The sequence below is a fragment of the Nocardia fodinahabitans genome, from assembly GCF_052983615.1.
This window is the reverse complement of the sequence record NZ_JBRJJC010000001.1, coordinates 209,615-228,452: the sequence shown is the minus strand read 5'-3', so window position 1 is coordinate 228,452 and position 18,838 is coordinate 209,615. Positions and strand designations below refer to the sequence as shown.

At 69.8% G+C, this 18,838-nt stretch carries 20 protein-coding genes and 1 pseudogene; 11 read left to right on the top strand and 10 right to left on the bottom strand.

All coding sequences use genetic code 11. The features are described 5' to 3' along the window. Positions 1-8 precede the first annotated feature (8 nt). Positions 9-533, bottom strand: coding sequence for a WKL family lipoprotein (locus NV348_RS01110; RefSeq protein WP_447145250.1), 525 nt, complete (start codon positions 531-533; stop codon positions 9-11). 201 nt (positions 534-734) lie between these two features. Here NV348_RS01110 and arc point away from each other — a divergent pair, with 201 nt between their 5' ends. Beyond that, a complete protein-coding gene (arc, locus tag NV348_RS01105) occupies positions 735-2,495 on the top strand; it encodes a proteasome ATPase (protein WP_447145249.1) in 1,761 nt (586 codons plus the stop codon). 306 nt (positions 2,496-2,801) lie between these two features. Here arc and NV348_RS01100 read toward each other — a convergent pair whose 3' ends face one another. The 4 genes and pseudogenes from NV348_RS01100 to NV348_RS01085 all read right to left on the bottom strand — a co-directional run. Next, positions 2,802-3,494, bottom strand: coding sequence for a peptidylprolyl isomerase (locus NV348_RS01100; RefSeq protein WP_447145248.1), 693 nt, complete (start codon positions 3,492-3,494; stop codon positions 2,802-2,804). Between the two features lie 104 nt (positions 3,495-3,598). Continuing rightward, entirely contained in the window at positions 3,599-4,717 is a 1,119-nt protein-coding gene (locus NV348_RS01095) for a methyltransferase (RefSeq protein WP_447145247.1), read from the bottom strand. A 267-nt stretch (positions 4,718-4,984) separates the two neighbouring features. Continuing rightward, a complete protein-coding gene (locus NV348_RS01090; RefSeq protein WP_447150898.1) occupies positions 4,985-5,446 on the bottom strand; it encodes an aminotransferase class I/II-fold pyridoxal phosphate-dependent enzyme in 462 nt (153 codons plus the stop codon). Between the two features lie 149 nt (positions 5,447-5,595). Beyond that, a pseudogene (locus NV348_RS01085) lies at positions 5,596-6,363 on the bottom strand (GntR family transcriptional regulator); the annotation flags it as partial. A 122-nt stretch (positions 6,364-6,485) separates the two neighbouring features. Between NV348_RS01085 and NV348_RS01080 the strand changes: the two are divergent. From NV348_RS01080 to NV348_RS01050, 7 genes are read left to right on the top strand one after another with little or no spacing between them, the layout of a single operon-like run. Continuing rightward, on the top strand, positions 6,486-7,325 hold the full coding sequence (locus NV348_RS01080) for a nitrilase-related carbon-nitrogen hydrolase (RefSeq protein WP_447145246.1): 840 nt from the start codon (positions 6,486-6,488) through the stop codon (positions 7,323-7,325). Further along, positions 7,325-8,743 (top strand): dihydropyrimidinase, encoded by a 1,419-nt coding sequence (hydA, locus tag NV348_RS01075; RefSeq protein ID WP_447145245.1) that lies wholly within the window; start codon positions 7,325-7,327, stop codon positions 8,741-8,743. The genes NV348_RS01080 and hydA overlap by 1 nt, the downstream gene beginning before the upstream one ends. 27 nt (positions 8,744-8,770) lie before the next feature. Next, positions 8,771-9,808, top strand: coding sequence for a TIGR03842 family LLM class F420-dependent oxidoreductase (locus NV348_RS01070; protein WP_447145244.1), 1,038 nt, complete (start codon positions 8,771-8,773; stop codon positions 9,806-9,808). Next, a complete protein-coding gene (locus NV348_RS01065) occupies positions 9,805-10,752 on the top strand; it encodes an ABC transporter permease (RefSeq protein WP_447145243.1) in 948 nt (315 codons plus the stop codon). Before NV348_RS01070 ends, NV348_RS01065 begins: the two co-directional genes overlap by 4 nt. 26 nt (positions 10,753-10,778) lie before the next feature. After that, complete coding sequence (locus NV348_RS01060) at positions 10,779-11,606, top strand: ABC transporter ATP-binding protein (RefSeq protein ID WP_447145242.1); 828 nt, start codon at positions 10,779-10,781, stop codon at positions 11,604-11,606. Beyond that, complete coding sequence (locus NV348_RS01055) at positions 11,603-12,367, top strand: ABC transporter permease (RefSeq protein WP_447145241.1); 765 nt, start codon at positions 11,603-11,605, stop codon at positions 12,365-12,367. The genes NV348_RS01060 and NV348_RS01055 overlap by 4 nt, the downstream gene beginning before the upstream one ends. A 13-nt stretch (positions 12,368-12,380) precedes the next feature. Then, positions 12,381-13,523, top strand: a complete 1,143-nt coding sequence (locus tag NV348_RS01050; RefSeq protein WP_447145240.1) for an ABC transporter substrate-binding protein — start codon at positions 12,381-12,383, stop codon at positions 13,521-13,523. A 57-nt stretch (positions 13,524-13,580) separates the two neighbouring features. Here NV348_RS01050 and NV348_RS01045 read toward each other — a convergent pair whose 3' ends face one another. After that, on the bottom strand, positions 13,581-14,084 hold the full coding sequence (locus tag NV348_RS01045) for a nitroreductase/quinone reductase family protein (RefSeq protein ID WP_447145239.1): 504 nt from the start codon (positions 14,082-14,084) through the stop codon (positions 13,581-13,583). 68 nt (positions 14,085-14,152) lie between these two features. Here NV348_RS01045 and NV348_RS01040 point away from each other — a divergent pair, with 68 nt between their 5' ends. Further along, positions 14,153-14,509, top strand: a complete 357-nt coding sequence (locus NV348_RS01040) for an arsenate reductase family protein (RefSeq protein ID WP_447150897.1) — start codon at positions 14,153-14,155, stop codon at positions 14,507-14,509. Positions 14,510-14,676: 167 nt separating this feature from the next. Continuing rightward, on the top strand, positions 14,677-14,985 hold the full coding sequence (locus NV348_RS01035) for a hypothetical protein (RefSeq protein ID WP_355275517.1): 309 nt from the start codon (positions 14,677-14,679) through the stop codon (positions 14,983-14,985). Here the strand turns inward: NV348_RS01035 and NV348_RS01030 are convergent. The 3 genes from NV348_RS01030 to NV348_RS01020 form a co-directional block, all read right to left on the bottom strand. Next, the gene (locus NV348_RS01030; RefSeq protein ID WP_447145238.1) at positions 14,979-15,512 is read right to left on the bottom strand and encodes an NUDIX hydrolase; all 534 of its coding nucleotides are present in this window, start codon (positions 15,510-15,512) and stop codon (positions 14,979-14,981) included. The two genes, NV348_RS01035 and NV348_RS01030, sit on opposite strands and share 7 nt — an antisense overlap. Before the next feature lie 19 nt (positions 15,513-15,531). Beyond that, positions 15,532-16,401, bottom strand: a complete 870-nt coding sequence (yidC, locus tag NV348_RS01025; RefSeq protein ID WP_447145237.1) for a membrane protein insertase YidC — start codon at positions 16,399-16,401, stop codon at positions 15,532-15,534. Positions 16,402-16,504: 103 nt separating this feature from the next. Continuing rightward, entirely contained in the window at positions 16,505-16,804 is a 300-nt protein-coding gene (locus tag NV348_RS01020) for a DUF6412 domain-containing protein (RefSeq protein WP_447145236.1), read from the bottom strand. Between the two features lie 82 nt (positions 16,805-16,886). On the opposite strand from NV348_RS01020, the gene NV348_RS01015 reads away from it, so the two are divergent. After that, entirely contained in the window at positions 16,887-17,618 is a 732-nt protein-coding gene (locus NV348_RS01015; RefSeq protein WP_447145235.1) for a TetR/AcrR family transcriptional regulator, read from the top strand. A gap of 1 nt (position 17,619) precedes the next feature. Here the strand turns inward: NV348_RS01015 and NV348_RS01010 are convergent, their stop codons facing one another. Continuing rightward, positions 17,620-18,804, bottom strand: coding sequence for a DUF418 domain-containing protein (locus tag NV348_RS01010; protein ID WP_447145234.1), 1,185 nt, complete (start codon positions 18,802-18,804; stop codon positions 17,620-17,622). Positions 18,805-18,838 lie beyond the last annotated feature (34 nt).

Below are 18,838 nucleotides of genomic sequence, written 5' to 3'. Positions count from 1 at the left end.
AGCGGGCGTCAGGCGGGCGTGCAAGGGGCCTGTGCGAAGCCGAGCAGCAGGCAGCCGCTGGCGTCGGAGAGCTTCCAGGTGCCGTCGACCTGCTCCCAGGTGACCGGGAAGGCGGGCGCCGTACCGTGCGGCGAGGTGATGGTGACATCGGCGGTAGCGGTATTTCCGCTGGTCACGACGTTGTCGACAGCGAAGGTGAGGGTGTAGCCGGCGAGCATACCGTTCATCTGGTCGATGTTGGACTTGCGCGCGTCACCGTTGACGATGAGCTTGGCCTTCTCGTCGGTGGACAGCGCTGGGTCCGCGAACTCGATCAGCGTCGCCTTCAGGGAATCGGCGGTGGGGGCGGCGGCGTTGTCACCGGACGGAGTTGCCGAAATGCTGGACGGAGCGGCCGCGATACTGGTACTGCTGCTGGTGGCCTTCGTCGAGGAATCGTCGGAGCCGCCGCAACCGGTCAGGGCGACGGTAACGGCGAGTGCCGCAGCGGCGGTAGCGACGGTGACACGGATCGTGCGGGTAGGAAGGAGCATGCTCGGCAACCTTTCGGCTCGATGGGCGAGTGCTCTCGCCTGCTGCCCCGGATCGGGGTGTTAGGGGAGCCTAACACGCGTAATTCGGCGGCCGATGTCGTACCTGCCGTACAAGATGTGATCACGACGAAACCATGTCGGAAAGCGAGAACGGACCGCGCCCGGTAGCGTTGAAAGACCGGGACTGGGAGGAGCAGCATCATGAGCCCCAACGAGAATTCGGATTCGGCGGCCTGGCGAGAGCTCGAGGCGGTACGCGCCGAGGCGGCTGCTCTTCGCAGACAACTCGCCGACTCGCCGGATCGCGCACGCGAATTGGAAGCACGGATCGATTCGCTGACAATCCGCAACGGCAAGTTGATGGACACGCTCAAGGAAGCGCGCCAGCAGCTGATCGCCCTGCGTGAGGAAGTCGATCGCCTGGGTCAGCCGCCCAGCGGCTACGGCATCGTCATCCACACCTACGAGGATCAGACGGTCGACGTCTTCACCTCCGGTCGCAAGATGCGCCTCACCTGCTCGCCCAACATCGACGTCGCGACGCTCGAGTACGGCCAGACCGTGCGCCTCAACGAAGCGCTCACGATCGTGGAGGCCGGGTACTTCGACGCCATCGGCGAAATCGGCACGCTGCGCGAGATTCTCGACGACGGCAGGCGGGCCCTGGTGGTCGGCCACGCCGACGAGGAGCGCGTGGTCTGGCTGTCCGGCCCGCTGTCCAAGATCGCCGAGTACGACGACATGGACGATCCCGATTCCCCGATTCGCAAACTGCGGCCCGGTGATTCGCTGCTGGTCGACACCAAGGCCGGCTTCGCCTTCGAGCGGGTGCCCAAGGCCGAGGTCGAAGACCTTGTGCTGGAAGAGGTTCCCGACGTCGACTACACCGACATCGGTGGCCTCGGCCGGCAGATCGAGCAGATCCGCGACGCGGTGGAACTGCCCTTCCTGCACAAGGATCTGTTCCGCGAGTACGCGCTGCGCCCGCCCAAGGGCGTGCTGCTCTACGGTCCGCCCGGCTGCGGTAAGACGCTGATCGCCAAGGCCGTCGCCAACTCGCTGGCCAAGAAGATCGCCGAAGCCCGTGGTGAGGACGCCAAGGAAGCCAAGTCCTTCTTCCTCAACATCAAGGGCCCGGAGCTGCTCAACAAGTTCGTCGGTGAGACCGAGCGCCACATCCGGATCATCTTCCAGCGGGCCCGGGAGAAGGCGTCCGAGGGCACCCCGGTGATCGTGTTCTTCGACGAGATGGACTCGATCTTCCGCACCCGTGGATCGGGCGTCTCCTCCGATGTGGAGACCACCGTCGTGCCGCAGCTGCTGTCGGAGATCGACGGTGTCGAGGGCCTCGAGAACGTCATCGTGATCGGCGCGTCCAACCGCGAGGACATGATCGACCCCGCGATCCTGCGGCCGGGTCGTCTCGACGTCAAGATCAAGATCGAGCGGCCGGACGCGGAATCGGCGCAGGACATCTTCTCGAAGTACCTCACCGAGACGCTGCCGCTGCACGAGAGCGACCTGCGCGAGTTCGACGGCGACAAGGCCGCGTGCGTCGACGCGATGATCGAGAAGGTCGTCGAGCGGATGTACGCCGAGAGCGACGACAACCGGTTCCTGGAGGTCACCTACGCCAACGGTGACAAGGAGGTCCTGTACTTCAAGGACTTCAACTCCGGCGCGATGATCCAGAACATCGTCGACCGGGCGAAGAAGTACGCGATCAAGTCCGTGCTCGACACCGGTAACCCGGGTCTGCGGATTCAGCACCTCTTCGACTCGATCGTCGACGAGTTCGCCGAGAACGAGGACCTGCCCAACACGACCAACCCCGACGACTGGGCGCGGATCTCGGGCAAGAAGGGCGAGCGGATCGTCTACATCCGCACGCTGGTCACGGGCAAGAACGCCTCGGCGAGCCGGGCGATCGACACCGAGTCCAACACCGGTCAGTACCTGTAAGCCCAACCGCAGAAGGCCGCGTTCCCTCGGGAACGCGGCCTTCTCGCGTACCGGATCGTGTGAACTTATTTCCCGAAAACGCCACGCGACACAGTGTGGATAGGGCACGCTTCACATGTTCGTTGCACCTGATGAGGACCCGTAAACGAGGAGTGTTGTCATGGCCGGTTCCGCCGCTGATCTGCTGACCGAGATCATCCTGCAGACCATTCAGAACCTGTTCAGCTCGATCAGCGCCGGCTGATCACCAGCCGTCCGACGAGGGCCGCGTCTCCCACTCCCGGAGACGCGGCCCTCGGCCGTTGATCAGCCCTGTGTGGTGGTCACCGTGTTGAACACCACATCGGCCACCGGGGTGCCGTCGGCGCCGCCGCCGGTCACACCGGCGCCCGCGATGGTGGCCAGCGCGTCCATGCCCGCGGTGACCCGGCCGAACGGGGTGTAGTTCGGCGGCAGCTGGGTGTCGCGGTAGACCAGGAAGAACTGGCTGCCGTTGGTGCCGGGGCCCGCGTTGGCCATCGCCACGGTGCCCGCCGGGTAGACCGCGCCCGCGAGGTTCTCGTCACCGAACTCGTAGCCGGGGCCGCCCATGCCGGTCGCGGTGGGATCGCCGCACTGCAGGACGTAGATGCCCTGGGTGGTGAGCCGGTGACAGCGGGTGTGGTCGAAGTAGCCCTCGTTCGCCAGGAACGCGAAGGAGTTCACTGTGCGCGGCGCCGCGGCGGCGTCGAGTTCGATCGAGACGGTGCCGCAGGTGGTGTCGAGCGTGGCGGTGTAGGCGGCGGCGGGGTCGATCGTGAGGGCGGGCTCGGCGGCCCACTGCTTGCCGTTCGGCACCCCGGCGGCCGCCGGGGCGCACCCGGGGACGACCGCCTGATGGGCGGGCACGGCCTGGGCGGCGGGGGCGATCGCCACCAGTGCCGCGACGGCGGCGCCGAGGCCGAGCGCGGCCCGCCGGGTGGTGCCGACGATGGAACGGTCCTGCGAATGACTGCTCACCTGGACGGTGTCTCCTCGGAATGGGGTGCTGCCGGACGATGTACCGCGCATCCTGCCAGCCGCCGCCGCGATGCGGGGAGGGACCGCCGAACTCGGTGGCGTGGCTAGCGTGCTCGCAATCGCCACAGCGAGGTGGTCTCCGCGGTGCGGGCCGCGGCCAGTGGATCGTCGCGATCGCTCGCGCGCGGATGACGTGGCCGGGTGGTGAGCCGGGCCAGCACCTGCAATCCGGCGTCGTCGAGCAGGCGGGGGATGTGGTCGGCCGAGCGCAGACCGAGCAGTTCGGCCAGGTCGGACAGCACCAGCCAGCCTTCGCCCCGCGACGTCAGATGCGCGCGCAGGCCGTGCGCGAAATCGGTGAGCATCGACTGGTCCTGGTCGTAGACACCGCGTTCCAGATCGGAGGTCGGGATGCCGGGGAGCCAGGGCGGATTGCACACGACGAGATCGGCGCGCCCCTGCGGATACAGCGTGGGACCGGTGACGGTGATCCGGTCGGCGTAGCCGAGGCGGGTGAGATTGTCGGTCGCGCAGCGCACGGCGCGCGGGTTGATGTCGGTGGCGGTGATCCGGGAGACGCCGCGCTGGGCGAGCAGGGCGGCGAGCACGCCGGTGCCGGTACCGAGATCGAAGGCGGTGCGCACTTCGGGATTCAGCGGCGCGTCCGCGACCAGGTCGACGTACTCGCCGCGGGTGGGGGAGAAGACGCCGTAGCCGGGATGGATGCGCGCGCCGAGCGCGGGCACCTCGACGCCCTGCTGCTGCCAGCGGTAGGCACTGAGCACCCCGAGCAGTTCCGGGAAGGTGACGACCCGGCCCGCGGCGGCCGGGCCGTAGGCGGCGATGCAGGCCGCTCGCACATCGGGCGCGCGGCGAAGATCGAGGTCGTTGGCGTCGTCGAGCTGGACCAGGACGGCACCGAGAATGCCCGCGCGCCGGCGCTTCCTGGCCCGCTCGTGGTCGTAACGCGCCGTCAGGTCGCCGGCCGGGGACGCGGCGCGCGCACGGTCGGCGCGACGGCCCAGCGCCTGCAGGAGCTGGCGGCCGTTGTGGTAGTCGCCCTGCCAGAGCAGGGATTCGCCCGCCCGGATCCGCCGGAACGCCTGATCGGCGGGCAGGCGATCGTCGGCGGTCGTCACGGCGGTCGGCGCGGGTGCGCCGTTCTCGGAATGCCACGGCGCGGTGTGCTGCATGCGGTCTTCGGTCCAAACGATGGTGGACACGGGAGTCTCCCGGTGGTCGACGGTGCTGGTGACACGACGAGCACTTCGACGCCGGGCGCGAGGAGTGAAGCGGACAGCCTCGGTCGCTACCGCGCCGAAATGCGCGGGTCTGCGTCGCCGAGGACCATGCCGAGCGTCACCACTGCTGCCTTTCGAGGGGAGGAAGGCTCCATTCTGCCGTATCAGCCCCGCGCACGAGCCTCCGGGTCGGGCGCGGGGCCGGGCTACCGACTTCGGCGGGCAGATCACCGCAGCCTGGGCGACCGTTCAGGGGCGGCGGATGCGGCGGTAGGTGGGGGTGGCGGTGGTGGCGGTGGCCAGCTCGGCGGCGAGCCAGGGGAGGTCTGTGGACGCGGTGAGGGCGCCCAGGGTGAGGCGGAGGTGGTCGGTCCGTGGGTGCGGGCCGACCTCGAAGGGGCCGCCGGGGGCGGCTTTGATGCCCGCGGCGGCGAGGCTGATCATGGCGGCGTTCTCGTCGTGGACGGGGAGCCAGAGGTTGATGCCGTCGCCGGGGGTGACGGTGACGCCGTGAGTGGCGAGGGCGCGGCGCAAGGCGGTGGCGCGGCGGCGGTATTCGAGGCGGGCGCGGGTGACGGTGGCGCGGGCGTCCGCGTCGTGCAGCATCGTGAGCAGGACGCGCTGGAGCAGGCGGCTGGACCAGCCGGGGCCGAGCATCCGGCGTTCGACCACCGAATCGAGCAGCGTCGCGGGGCCGCCGGCGACGGCCAGGCGCAGATCGGCGCCGTGGGATTTGGAGTACGAGCGGAGGTAGACGCGGCCAGTGAGCGCAGCGGGCTGGTCGCGATGCCCGCGGAGTGGTCGTCCTCGATGATCACGGCAGGGTGCGGGGCCAGCACCGCCGCGAGCGCGCGGACCCGGGCGGTGTCGAGGGAGGCGCCGGTGGGGTTGTTCGCCCGGGGCTGCAGGATCACCGCGCGAGGGGCGGGGCCGTCGAAGGCGCGCGCGAATTCCTCGGGGCGGAACCCGGATTCGTCGAGGCGCACGGCGATCGGGCGGGCGCCGAGGCGGGCCAGCAGGTCCAGGAACGGCGGGAAGCAAGGGTCCTCCACGATGACCGGGTCGCCGAAGCGGACGTGCGCGGCGAGCAGCCGGTCGACCGCGTCGAGTGCGCCGTCGAGCACGGCCAGCCGCTCGCACGGCCACGGCCAGTCCTCGCGCAGCGTGGCGGCGAGGGCGGGCAGTACCGCCTCGCCGAGGTAGTGCGCGGACAGATCGCCGGGGGCGGTGTCGCGGGACAGGGCGTGCAGTGCGGCGGCCAGATCGGGCAGCAGGGCCGGATCGGGGGTGCCGCGGGACAGGTCGACGCGAAAAGCGTTGTCGGAGGGTGAATGCAGCCGCTGATAGCGTCCGGCGGGCTGCGGTGGCAGCTCGCCGACGAAGGTGCCTGCCCGCCCACGGGCAACGATCGCGCCCGTGGCCGCCAGCGCGCGCCACGCCTGGTTGACGGTGGCGGGCGAGACGCGCAGTTCGCGCGCGACCTCGCGCACGGTCGGCAGCCGGGTGCCGGGAGCCAGTGCGCCGGAACGGATCCGGCGGCCGACGGCGGCCGCGATGCCGGCGGCGCTGCGCTCGTCGAGGTCCCCGGCGAAGTCCGCGGGCAGCACGGTCGGCGAGGCGTCGGTCATGGCCCCATTCTGCGGCCGTAACAAACCCTATCCCCGGTACGCCGCCATGTTTTACGACAACGAAACTGTTTCCGCGCAGATGTAACACAATGCGATCGTCGGAGGGGGCAATATAACAAAGCATGGGAATCGTCAGAGCGGCCCTGGTCCAGACCACCTGGACCGGCGACAAAGAATCCATGATCAAGGCCCACGAGGACTACGCCCGGCAGGCGGCGGCGCAGGGCGCGCAGGTGATCTGCTTCCAGGAGCTGTTCTACGGGCCGTATTTCTGCCAGCAGCAGGATCCGAAGTTCTACGACTACGCCGAATCGGTGCCGGGCCCGACGACCGAGCGGTTCGCCGCCCTGGCCGCCGAGCTGAACCTGGTGATGGTGTTGCCGGTGTACGAGCAGGAACAGCCCGGCGTGCTGTACAACACCGCGGCGGTGATCGACGCCGATGGCAGCTACCTGGGTAAATACCGCAAACACCATATTCCGCAGGTACACGGTTTCTGGGAGAAGTTCTACTTCCGGCCGGGCAATTCGGGCTGGCCGGTGTTCGACACCGCGGTCGGTAAGGTGGGCGTCTACATCTGTTACGACCGCCATTTCCCGGAAGGGTGGCGGGCTCTCGGACTGGCGGGCGCGGAAATCGTGTTCAACCCGTCGGCGACCTCGCGGGGACTGTCGAGTTATCTGTGGAAGCTGGAACAGCCGGCCTCCGCGGTGGCCAACGAGTATTACATCGGCGCGATCAACCGGGTCGGTATCGAAGCCGAATACGGCGACGACGATTTCTACGGCACGAGCTATTTCGTCGACCCCGAGGGGAAATTCGTCGGCGAGGTCGCCTCCGACACCGCGCCGGAATTGGTCGTCCGTGATCTCGACATGGACTTGATCAAGGTGGTGCGCGATCGGTGGGCCTTCTATCGCGATCGCAGACCCGACGCCTACGGATCGCTGGTGGAGCCGTGATGCGCACCTTCATCCACGGCGGGACGGTGGTGAGCGCCACCGGGTCCCAGCTGCTCGACGTGCTGATCGAGGACGAGACCATCGTCGCTGTCCTGCAACCGGGTTCGACCGCGCTCGGGGCCGACCCGGCCGCCGCCGCCGAGACCGTCATCGACGCGACCGGCAAGTACGTGATCCCCGGCGGCGTCGACGGCCACACCCATATGCAGCTGCCGTTCGGCGGCACCGAGGCCAGCGACACCTTCGAAACCGGGACCAGGGCAGCGGCCTGGGGCGGCACCACCACCATCGTCGATTTCGCGGTGCAGAAGCCGGGGCAGCGGGTGCAGGACACCCTGGCCGAATGGCACGAGAAGGCGGCGGGCAACTGCGCGATCGACTACGGGTTCCACCAGATCGTCGGTGATGTCGACGACGAATCCCTGAAGGGGATGAGCGAACTCGTCGCCGAAGGGGTCACCAGCTTCAAGCTGTTCATGGCCTATCCGGGCGTCTTCTACTCCACCGACGGCCAGATCCTGCGGGCCATGCAGACCGCGGGCGATCTGGGCGCGCTGCTGATGATGCACGCCGAGAACGGCATCGCCATCGACGTGCTGGTGGAGCAGGCACTGGCGCGCGGCGACACCGCGCCCTACTTCCACGGCACCAGCAGGCCGTGGCAGCTGGAGGAGGAGGCGACCCACCGCGCGATCATGCTGGCGCAGCTGACCGGCGCGCCGCTGTACGTGGTGCACGTCTCGGCCAAGCAGGCGATGGAACAGATCGTCGCCGCACGCGACGCGGGGCACAACGTCTTCGCCGAGACCTGTCCGCAGTATCTGTACCTCTCGCTCGAAGAACAGCTGGGCGCACCGGGTTTCGAGGGCGCCAAGTGGGTCTGCTCGACCCCGCTGCGGTCGCGGGCGGAGGGGCATCAGGACGAATTGTGGCGCTATCTCCGCACCGGTGACGTCACCGCGGTCAGCACCGACCACTGCCCGTTCTGCATGAAGGATCAGAAGGAACTCGGCCTCGGCGATTTCAGCAAGATCCCCAACGGAATCGGCGGCGTCGAGCACCGGATGGACCTGCTGTTCCAGGGTGTCATCGACGGACGGATATCGCTGGAACGCTGGGTGGAGGTGTGCTGCACCAACCCCGCCCGGATGTTCGGGATGTATCCACGCAAGGGCGTCATCAGTCCGGGCGCCGACGCCGACGTGGTGATCTACGACCCCAACGGGCACACCAGCATCGGCCTCGGCAAGACCCACCACATGAACATGGATCACTCCGCCTGGGAGGGCTTCGAGATCGACGGTCACGTCGACACCGTGCTGTCGCGTGGCCGGGTGATCGTCGACGGCGGCGCCTATCACGGCCGCGCCGGGCACGGCCGTTTCGTGCGGCGCGGGCTGTCGCAGAACCTCCGGTAAGAACCCCTATCCGAAACGGAGAGTGCCATGGACATCGGTGTGGTCCTGCAGTGCACCCCACCCGCGTCGCGGGTGATCGAGCTGGCCAGAGTGGCCGAGACACACGGGTTCTCGCATGTGTGGACGTTCGACTCGCACCTGCTGTGGCAGGAGCCGTACGTGATCTACAGCCAGATCCTGGCCGCCACTCGCAAGGTCATCGTCGGTCCGATGGTCACCAATCCGGCCACCCGGGATCAGACGGTGACCGCGTCGACCTTCGCCACGCTCAACGAGATGTTCGGCAACCGCACCATCTGCGGCATCGGGCGCGGTGACTCGGCGGTGCGCGCGATCGGCGGCAGGCCGACCTCCCTGGCGGCGCTGCGCGAATCGGTGGAGGTGATCCGGGAGCTCGGCAACGGGCGCAGCGTCCGGATCGGCGACACCGAGGTGCGGTTCCCCTGGGCCGCCGATTCCCGGCTGGACGTGTGGGTCGCCGGGTACGGGCCGAAGGCGCTCGAACTCACCGGTCAGGTGGCCGACGGGTTCATCCTGCAACTGGCCGACCCCGACATCGTCGCGTGGACCGTCGCCAAGGTGCGCCGCGCCGCCGAGGCGGCCGGGCGTGACCCGCGATCGGTGAAGATCTGCGTCGCCGCGCCCGCCTATGTCACCGACGGATCCGCCGCCGCGCTGGCGCACGCCAGGGAGCAGTGCCGTTGGTTCGGCGGGATGGTCGGCAATCACGTCGCCGCCCTCGTCACGAGATACGGTGCGGACGGCGATATTCCGGCCTCGCTCACCGACTATGTCGCGGGCAGGCACGGCTACGACTACAACGAGCACGGGCGAGCGGGCAATCCGCACGCCGACTTCGTGCCCGACGAGGTCGTCGACCGGTTCTGCCTGCTCGGCTCGCCGGACGAACAGCTCGCCCGGCTGTGGGAACTGGGCAAGCTCGGCGTCGACCAGTTCGCGGTGTATCTGCAACACGATGCCAAGACGGCCACCCTCGAGGCCTACGGCGAGCGGGTGCTGCCCCGCCTGCGTCAGCCCGTCACGGCGACCAAGGACGTCGGGTGAGCGCGGTCGACATCGCGCACACGATCGACGCCACGGCGGTGCTGCCCTCGGCCGGCCGGCGGCCGACGGCGCGGCGAGCACGCGCGGTGCGCGGGGCCTACGCCGTCGCCGCGTTCGCCTCGGTCGTCGTGATCTGGGAACTGGTGAAGCTGCTCGTGCCCGCCGACGGCGTCAGCCTCGGCGGCGTTCGGGTGCTGCCGCGCACCGGCGACGGCGCACTGCCGCACGTCTGGGCCGTGGCGACCGTGCTCGGTGACCCGGACGGGACCGGCACCGTCGGCGCCACCCTGCTGCGGACGGCGGGTTTCACCCTCACCCTCGCGCTGCTCGCCCTGGTGCTCGGCGCGGTGATCGGGATCGGGCTCGCGGTGGCGATGCAGCGATTCGGCTGGCTCGAACGCGGCATCCTGCCCTATATCGTGCTCTCGCAGACCGTTCCGCTGATCGCGCTGGCGCCGCTGGTGGCTGCCTGGGGCGGCAAGCTCGCCATCGGTGGGCAGCCGTGGCGGCCCTGGATGAGCATTGTGGTGATCGCGGCCTACCTGGCGTTCTTTCCGGTCGCGATCGGCATGCTGCGCGGCCTGCAAACCCCGTCGGCGGCGTCGGTGGAACTGCTGCGCAGCTGCTCGGCCGGCTGGTGGGCGACGTTGACGCGCTTACGTTTTCCCGCCGCGGTGCCCGCGTTGATGCCCGCGCTGCGCCTGGCCGCCGCGGCGGCGGTGATCGGCGCGGTGGTCGCCGAGATCTCCACCGGCACGGCCGGGGGGATCGGCCGCCAGATCATCGTGTTCTCCCAGCAGGCCACCGGCGACGCGGCCCGGCTCTACGCGGCGGTCATCGCCGCGGCCCTGCTCGGCGTGGTGCTGACCGGGCTGGTCGGGCTGGTCGAGCTGGCGGCACGCCGCTACAACCATCCGCCGGGCACCGGCGAAAACCCCTCGTAGAACTCGCTTTCCAGGAAGAAGTACGCATGACCACCTCAGCAGTCGTCGGCGCACCGGCGCCACCGGCGGTCGAGCTCACCCACCTCGGCAAGACCTTCGCCGCCGGTGACGTGACCGCGCTCGCCGATGTCTCGCTCACCGTCGCGGCGGGCGAATTCGTCTCGCTGATCGGGCCGTCCGGTTGTGGCAAGTCGACGCTGCTGCGCATCATCGCCGACCTGGAGACCCCCACCAGCGGCACCGCCACCGTGCACGGCAAGACCGCGCGACAGGCCAGGATCGACCAGGACTACGGCATCGCCTTCCAACAGGCGGGGTTGCTGGACTGGCGCACCGTCGCCGCCAATGTCGAACTGCCGCTGGAACTGCACCGGGTGCCCAAGGCGCAGCGGCGGGCCCGCAGCGCCGAACTGCTGGCGATGGCCGGGCTCACCGAATTCGCCGACCGGTATCCGGCCGAACTGTCCGGTGGCATGCAGCAGCGGGTCGCGATCGCGCGGGCACTGGCCAGAAAACCGTCGCTGCTGCTGATGGACGAGCCCTTCGGCGCGCTCGACGAGATGACCAGGGAACGCATGCAGGGCGAGCTGCTGCGGATCGCGGCGGAGACCGCCGCGGCGGTGGTGTTCGTGACGCATTCGATTCCCGAGGCGGTCTACCTGTCGGACCGGGTGGTGGTGCTCTCGGCGCGCCCCGGCCGGATCGGCGACATCGTGCCGACCGGCGGCTGGGGGCGCGACGCCGCGGCCGACGTGCGGTCCTCACCCGAGTTCTTCGCCGCGGTGGCCGCCGTGCGCGCCGCGCTGCGGGGGGAGCACGCCGAGCGGGCCGTGGCCGGACGGGATCTGCCATGAGGACCTGGCTGCCGCCGATCGTCGTCGGTGTCGTCCTGGTGGTGCTGTGGCAGGTGGTCACGGTGGTGGCGGGGGTGCCGTCGTTCCTGCTGCCCGCGCCGAGCGCGATCGCCGGTCAGTTCGTCGACAACGCGGGCCGGATCCTGGACGCCGCGCTGGCCACCGGGGCCAACGCGCTGGTCGGGTTGGTGCTCGGGGCCGTGCTCGGCATCGCCGCCGCCGTCCTGGCGGTGCGGTTCGACGTCGTCGACGGACTGCTCACCCCGCTGGCCGCCGCCGCGGCCGCGGTCCCCATCGTGGCGCTCGCACCGCTGCTGAACACCATGTACTCGACCACTACGGAGACGCCACGCCGGATCGTGGTCACCATCGTCGTGTTCTTCCCGGTGTTCGTCAGCACCGCGCGCGGCCTGCGCCAGGTGCCGAAGGTGCAGGCCGACCTGATGACCTCCTACGCCGCCACCGGCTGGCAGATCACCCGCACCGTGCGGCTGCCCGCCGCGCTGCCGCACCTGTTCACCGGGCTGCGGATCGCCGCGCCCGGCGCGGTCATCGCGGCCGTGATCGCCGAGTACTTCGGCGGCCTGCAGAACGGGCTGGGGAGCCGGATCACCTCCGCCGCCGCCAACACCGCCTACCCCAGGGCCTGGGCGTATGTCGTGGGCGCGATGGCGGTCGGGCTGGTGTTCCTCGTCGCCGTTCTGCTACTCGAACAGCTCACCCGCCGGCCCAGAACACCCCTGCTGTCCACCATCCGATGAGGGAGATCCATCCATGAGCAAGACCGCACTCCGGCTGCGCGGCTGTCTGGCGCTGGCCGCGCTCGTCGCCGCCGCGTTGACCGGCTGCAGCACCACCGACACCGCCTCGGAGACCACCGCCGACGGTCTCACCAAGGTGAAACTGCAGCTGCAGTGGTTCAAGCAGGGCCAGTTCGCCGGGTATCTGGCCGCCGTCGACCAGGGGTTCTACCGTGAACAGGGTCTGTCGGTGGAGATCCTCGACGGCGGCACCGACATCGTGCCCCAGACCGTGCTCGCCCAGGGCCAGGCCGATTACGCCGTGGCCTGGGTGCCCAAGGCACTGGCCTCGCGGGAGGCGGGCGCGGGCATCACCGAGATCGCGCAGGTGTTCCAGCGCTCGGGCACCAAGCAGGTCTCGTTCAAGGCCGACAACATCACCGGGCCCGCCGCGCTGCGTGGCAAGACCGTCGGAAACTGGGGCTACGGCAACGAATTCGAGCTCTTCGCGGGCATGACCAAGGCCGGCCTCGATCCGGCGAAGGACGTGAAACTGGTCCAGCAGCAGTTCGACATGAACGCCTTCCTCGCCAAGGACATCGCCGCCGCCCAGGCCATGTCCTACAACGAGTACGCCCAGCTGCTCGAGACGAAGAACCCGGCCACCGGAAAGCTCTACACCGCCGACGATTTCACCACCATCGACTGGAACGCCGAAGGCGTGGCGATGTTGCAGGACGCGCTGTGGGCCAACACCGAGAAGCTGAAGGATCCGAAGTACCAGGAGCAGACGGTGAAGTTCCTGGTCGCCTCCCTGAAGGGCTGGGCGTTCTGCCGGGACAACCTCGACCGGTGCCGCGACATCACCGTCGCCGCGGGCGCGACGCTGGGCGCCGGGCACCAGCAGTGGCAGATCAACGAGGTGAACAAGCTGATCTGGCCCTCGCCCGCCGGGATCGGCACCGTCGACACCGCGGCGTGGGATCGCACGGTGACCATCGCCGAGGAGACCAAGAACGCCGAGGGCGCGACGGTGCTGACCAAGGATCCCGGCCCCGACGCCTACACCACCGAGTACGTCACCAAGGCCCTGGACCAGCTGCGGGCCGCGGGTGTCGACGTGACCGGGGCGGGATTCCAGCCCACGCAGGTGACGCTCACCGAGGGCGGCAAGTAGCCGGACGCGTCGACGGCCCGGCGGAGCGGTTCCGCTGGGCCGTCGACGTGCGCGATGTCAGCGCGGGGTGAGTTCGACGACCACGCCACCCTGCTGCCAGGTCTGGTAGATGTCGGCCTTGGCGGGCTCGCCGTCGGCGGTGAAGCCGATGCCGTTGAACTTGGCGTTCTGCTTGTTGTCGCGGGCGATGACCGTGTACAGGTCCAGCACGCCTTGCTCGTCGGAATGCACGGTGGCGATGAAGGACTCGGTGCCCCGGCCGCGGGAGAGCCGCACCTGCGCGCCGCCCCGCAGGTTCTTGACCCACGGGCGCAGGGCGGTGCCGATCAGCAGTCTGCCGTCGTGGACGGTGTAGGCGACCGGGACGTCGTAGACCGTGCCGGACTTGCGGCCGGTGACATGCAGGGTCGCCAGCCGCTTGCCGACGATGCCGGACAGTACCGGCACCTTCAGCAGGCTGCGGACGATCGCGTTGACCCGGCCCTGCGAGGGCCGGATCGGTTCGGGACCGGTGGTCGTCGGTGTGCCGTACGGGTTTTCGGAGGGCGCGGTGTCGCTCATCCCTCCAGTATCGGCCGGTGCGCCCGCGTCCGCAGTTCGCGCCGCTGCCCGCCTACTACGCTGCGGGCATGACCGAGATCTGGCACAACCCCCGCTGCACGAAGAGTCGCAACGCCACCGCGCACCTGGACGCCGCCGGAGTCGAGTACACCGTGCGGCGCTACCTCGACGATCCGCCGACGGTCGCGGAACTGCGCGCGGTGCTGGCCCGGCTCGGCGCGCAGCCGTGGGACATCACCCGCACCGGCGAGCAGGTCGCCAAGGATCTCGGCATGGCGGACTGGGGGCGTACCGACGCCGATGTCGACCGGTGGCTGGCCGCGCTCGCCGAGCACCCCAAGCTGATCCAGCGACCCATCGTGCTCACCGCCGACGGCGGCGCGGTGGTGGCCCGCGACGAGGAATCGCTGCGTTCGCTCGACTGAACCGCCGATAGCCCGCGGGTAACTATTCGGGCACGACCGTAACGGCGGAGGCGAATCCCATGATGTAGCTCACATCATCGGGACACGGTGTCCCGAGGCGGATATCGAACCGAACGTGGATCGCCGGCGGGTTCGACAGCGGGAACTCCACGCGGTGGGAGGTTGTCATGAAATCGCTTCGCAAGATCGCTGTGGGAGCCACGGCCGCCGGTCTCATCGGTGCCTCGACCCTGCTCGCCGGACCCGTCCAGGCGCAACCGCCGGGGCACTGTTCGGTGAACCCCATCGCCGGCACCGGCGCCTTCTCCCAGTGCGGGGACCCGGTCTGGCACCAGGTGCGGGTCACCTGCTGGGCCTGGTGGAGCTGGTTCAGCAGCTATGAGCGGTACGGGCAGCCCGCGTTCGGTGGCTTCCACTCCGAAACCGCCTGTGACCTGCCGTTCAGCATGCAGACTTGGCAGGTGATCGTCTACTGAGCCAGCAGGTCGCCGAGGATGACCCGGGTGTCGGGGACGAAGGGCCACGCCGGATCGGCCAGGTGCGCACGGAGTTCGGCGTCGGTCCACCACCAGCCGTCCGCGATCTCGGACGGCTGGTGGCGGATCGGACCGTCGGAGCGGACCTCGTAGCCGAACAGATGGCAGCGCAGCGGTCTGCCCGCCCAGCTGCCGTCCCAGGATGCGGTGGCGCGCAAGGTGAGTGGCGTGCTCGCGGCCGGTGCGATGCCGAGTTCCTCGTGCAGTTCGCGCCGTGCGGTGTCGGCCGGATCCTCGCCCGCGTCGACGACCCCGCCGGCCAGGCAGTCGTGCAGGCCGGCGAAGACGAGTTTGCTGTCGGTGCGCCGATGGACGTAGATCCGGCGGCCGTCGCCGGAGCGCACCAGCACGCCCGCGCTGGCGTGCCAGAGTCCCTCGCGATAGACGGTGCCCCGCTCGGCCGCGCCGATCACCGCACCGGCGGCGTCGTACACGGCGAGCAGTTCCGACTCCGGATGCACAGACACGGCCCGAGGGTAACGCGTCTCAGCGGCGCTGCCGTTTCGGTTTCACCCCCGGTCGCGGTGCAGCCGCCCGGGCACGCGCGGCCGACAGCTCCGCCGCGGCGGCGGCCTCGGCATCGAGCTTGCGGCGGATCAGATACTGCTGGCCGCAGGTCCACGCCGCGTTCGTGGCGAAATAGGTGAGCACCGCGACGGGCAGGATCGCACCGCTCACCAGCGCGCCCGCCGGGAACACCCACAGCGACAACCGGCGCAGGATCGCGGCCGTGCCGTCCTGGGCGGGTGGGGTCAGCCGGGCGGTGAGGTGGGTGGCGAGCGCGGTGATCAGCACCAGCGGGATCGCGAGCGCGGCGACCGAGCCGAACAGCTCACCCGCCCCGGTCAGGGTCGCCGACAGTGGAGCGCCGAAGAGCCCGGCCTCGAGGAAGGCGTTCACCTCGGGCACGCCGAACAGATAGTTCGGGGTCGCGCTGTTGACCGCGGGCGAGAGCGGGGAGTCGGTCGAGGCGAACGGGCCGACCGCGTAGGCGCCGGTCCGGTCGAACGAGCGCAGGACGTGGAACAGGCCGAGGAACACCAGAGCCTGGGCGATCATCGGGACGAACCCACCGAACAGACCGACACCGTGGTCACGGTGCAGCGCCCGGATCTTCTCCGCCTGTCCGCGCTGGTCGCCGGGGTGCTGGGCGCGGAACTTGTCGAGCTGCGGTTGCAGGGATCGGAGCACGGCCTGGGATCGGGCCTGCCGCAGCGCCGGGACGATCAGCAGGGCGCGGACGGTGACGACTAGGGCGACCACGGCCAGCAGCCAGGCGAGGCCGTCGGCGGGACCGAGGGGAACGGCGAGGAGCCGGTGCCAGCACCAGAGCATGGCGGACACCGGAAAATACACGAAATCGAGCATGACGGAACGACCTGTCCGGACAGCGTGCGCGCGGGCGCACGAGAGGGGAGTGGGATCACGGCAGCCGACCGGTGGCGCGCGGCGCTACCCGTCAGTGGTGATCGATACCCGGTGCTCGCGGGCGCGGACGACCCGCGGCGTCCGGATTGCTCTGTCGCAGAAAGGAACCGCGCAGGCGTCGTTGGGCCGAGCGCGGCGGACCGGCGGTGGCGACCCGGACCGGCAGCTGCCGGTGCGTGGTGATCGCGACCAGCGCGCACACCATGGCCGCGGCGACCGCGCCGCAGGCGAGCATGCGGGCGGTGTCGCCGCCCGGCGTCGTCAGCAGGACGAAGGCGGGCAGCACGCACGCGAGAACCGCGTACGACAAGAGCACTGCCCGGGACCGCATGCCGCCGAGCCTACCGACCGGCCGCGAGTGGTTGGTGGAACGCTGTGTCACGGTCATCGCTGGTCCGGGTATCGTTGGGATTGTGACTGCACCCTCCGCCCAGGACGCGCAGCCCGTCGGTGACGGGCGCGCCACTCGTTGGCACGGCCACAAGGCCCGCCGCCGCGCGGAGATGATCGATGCCGCGATCGAGGTGATCGACGAACACGGGCTCGAGATCTCGGTGCAGCTCATCGCCGAGCATCTCGGTCTGCCCCGGCCGGTGGTGTACCGGCACGTCGGTGGCCGCGCCGAACTCGACGCGCTCGCCCGCCAGCGCATCCTGGAGCTGCTGCTCGCGGAGCTGCTGCCCGCGCTGCAGCCGGACGGGACGCTCAAGGACGCGGTGCGCGGCGCCATCGGCACCTACCTCGGCTGGATCGAACGCCACCCCAACCTGCACCGCTTCCTCGGTGACGCCGCGCCCGACGGCAGCGGCACCGCCACCCTGGCCGGCGCCGGGCGCGAGGTGGGTGGGCAGCTGGCCGACATGTTCGCCGCCACCCTGGCCCGCTTCGGGATCGACCCCGCCCGCGCCAGGCCGATGGCCTTCGGCATGGTCGGCCTCGTCGACGGCGTGGTGGCCAGCTGGCGCGCCGACCGGGAACCGGTGCTGTCGACCGAACAGGTGCAGGGCATCCTGACCGAATCGGTGCTGTCGCTGTTCGAGGGCAATGCCCGCAGTCTCGGTGTTCCGCTGCAACGGGATTCGCTGGTGGCCGACCTGCTGGTCGCCCCCGATGCCGCCCCGCCGCCGGCGGAGCGGCTGCGCTGACTCACCCCGCAGGCGTGAGCAGCTGATACGTGCGGTGCCACAGCCATTCGACCGGGCCGCGCTCGAAGCGGCGCAACCAGAGGTGGGCGAACGCCGTGATCACGACGACCACCAGTAGATAGATCCCGATCGTGAACGGCACCCGCGCCGACGCCGGGACCTGCGCGGCCAGCCCGAAACCCCAGCCGTAGCAGAGGAATCCGGCGATCAGGTTCTGCAGGATGTAGCAGCTGAGCGCGGCCCGGCCGACCTCACCGAGCCGGGCGCCCGCATAGCCGACCCGCGACCTGCGCAGATAGAACTCCGCGACCGCGGCGAGGATGCCCAGTGCCACGAACGGCGCGGTCCCGTAGCGGGTGAGCAGCACCAGGTCGCCGCCACCGAAGACGCCGACCGCGAAGTCCAGCGGCGCCGCGACGCCGAAGCCGATCACCAGCAGCCACCGGCGAATCCGCGCCCCGGCGGGCTGGAACACCCCGGCGCGATAGAGCCGTGCGCCGAGCAGGAACAGCGCCACCGACATCGGGAAGACGAAGATCGCCTCCACCCGGAAGGTCCCGGCGTGTTCGAGCCGGAACAGCACCAGATCCCAGAAGGAGCCGTCCGCGTACGGATTCGGATCCAGCGACTCGGTGGCCGACGGTTCCGCGGCGGGCGCGAAGGCCAGGGCGGCCGCGATCGCTGTCAGCATCGTCACGTGGACCGACGCCGCGACGATCAGCCAGCGGCGTTGGGCCCGCTCACTCGTCGCCAGCAGGTAGGCGACGACGAGTCCGGTGACCGCGTAGCCCATCAGGACGTCGAACTCGGCGACGAACAGGAAGTTCACCAGACCGTCCAGGAACAGCAGCCCGGCCCGCACGGGATAGCGGCCCGGCCAGCGCCGCCCGCCGCGCCGGGCCGAATCCTGCTGGATGGCCAGGCCGATCCCGAACATGACTGTCAGCAGGCCGAGGAACTTGCCCTGGGCCAGCTGCTGCAAGACCCGTTCGGTCCACATCCAGCCGTCCGTCGCCGCGGCGCCGAGACTGCCGATGTAGCCGGTGAGCCCGGCCGGGTCGGTGAAGATCCAGATATTGGTGCCGAGAGTGCCCAGGATCGCGATGCCACGCAGGACATCGAGCGCGAGCAGCCGGGTCGGCCGGTCGGTCACCCCGGGGGTGAGCTGTTGCACGGATTCGCTCATGGAATCGAGTATCTCGGCCGGATCCGGCCGCCGG

Coding starts and splice junctions, on each gene's coding strand:
- NV348_RS01110 (WP_447145250.1), bottom strand. CDS start 533: ATGCTCCTTCCTACCCGCACGATCCGTGTCACCGTCGCTACCGCCGCT.
- NV348_RS01010 (WP_447145234.1), bottom strand. CDS start 18,804: ATGAGCGAATCCGTGCAACAGCTCACCCCCGGGGTGACCGACCGGCCG.
- NV348_RS01055 (WP_447145241.1), top strand. CDS start 11,603: ATGAGGACCTGGCTGCCGCCGATCGTCGTCGGTGTCGTCCTGGTGGTG.
- NV348_RS01045 (WP_447145239.1), bottom strand. CDS start 14,084: ATGAGCGACACCGCGCCCTCCGAAAACCCGTACGGCACACCGACGACC.
- NV348_RS01050 (WP_447145240.1), top strand. CDS start 12,381: ATGAGCAAGACCGCACTCCGGCTGCGCGGCTGTCTGGCGCTGGCCGCG.
- NV348_RS01040 (WP_447150897.1), top strand. CDS start 14,153: ATGACCGAGATCTGGCACAACCCCCGCTGCACGAAGAGTCGCAACGCC.
- NV348_RS01070 (WP_447145244.1), top strand. CDS start 8,771: ATGGACATCGGTGTGGTCCTGCAGTGCACCCCACCCGCGTCGCGGGTG.
- hydA (WP_447145245.1), top strand. CDS start 7,325: ATGCGCACCTTCATCCACGGCGGGACGGTGGTGAGCGCCACCGGGTCC.
- NV348_RS01080 (WP_447145246.1), top strand. CDS start 6,486: ATGGGAATCGTCAGAGCGGCCCTGGTCCAGACCACCTGGACCGGCGAC.
- arc (WP_447145249.1), top strand. CDS start 735: ATGAGCCCCAACGAGAATTCGGATTCGGCGGCCTGGCGAGAGCTCGAG.
- NV348_RS01020 (WP_447145236.1), bottom strand. CDS start 16,804: ATGCGGTCCCGGGCAGTGCTCTTGTCGTACGCGGTTCTCGCGTGCGTG.
- NV348_RS01060 (WP_447145242.1), top strand. CDS start 10,779: ATGACCACCTCAGCAGTCGTCGGCGCACCGGCGCCACCGGCGGTCGAG.
- NV348_RS01035 (WP_355275517.1), top strand. CDS start 14,677: ATGAAATCGCTTCGCAAGATCGCTGTGGGAGCCACGGCCGCCGGTCTC.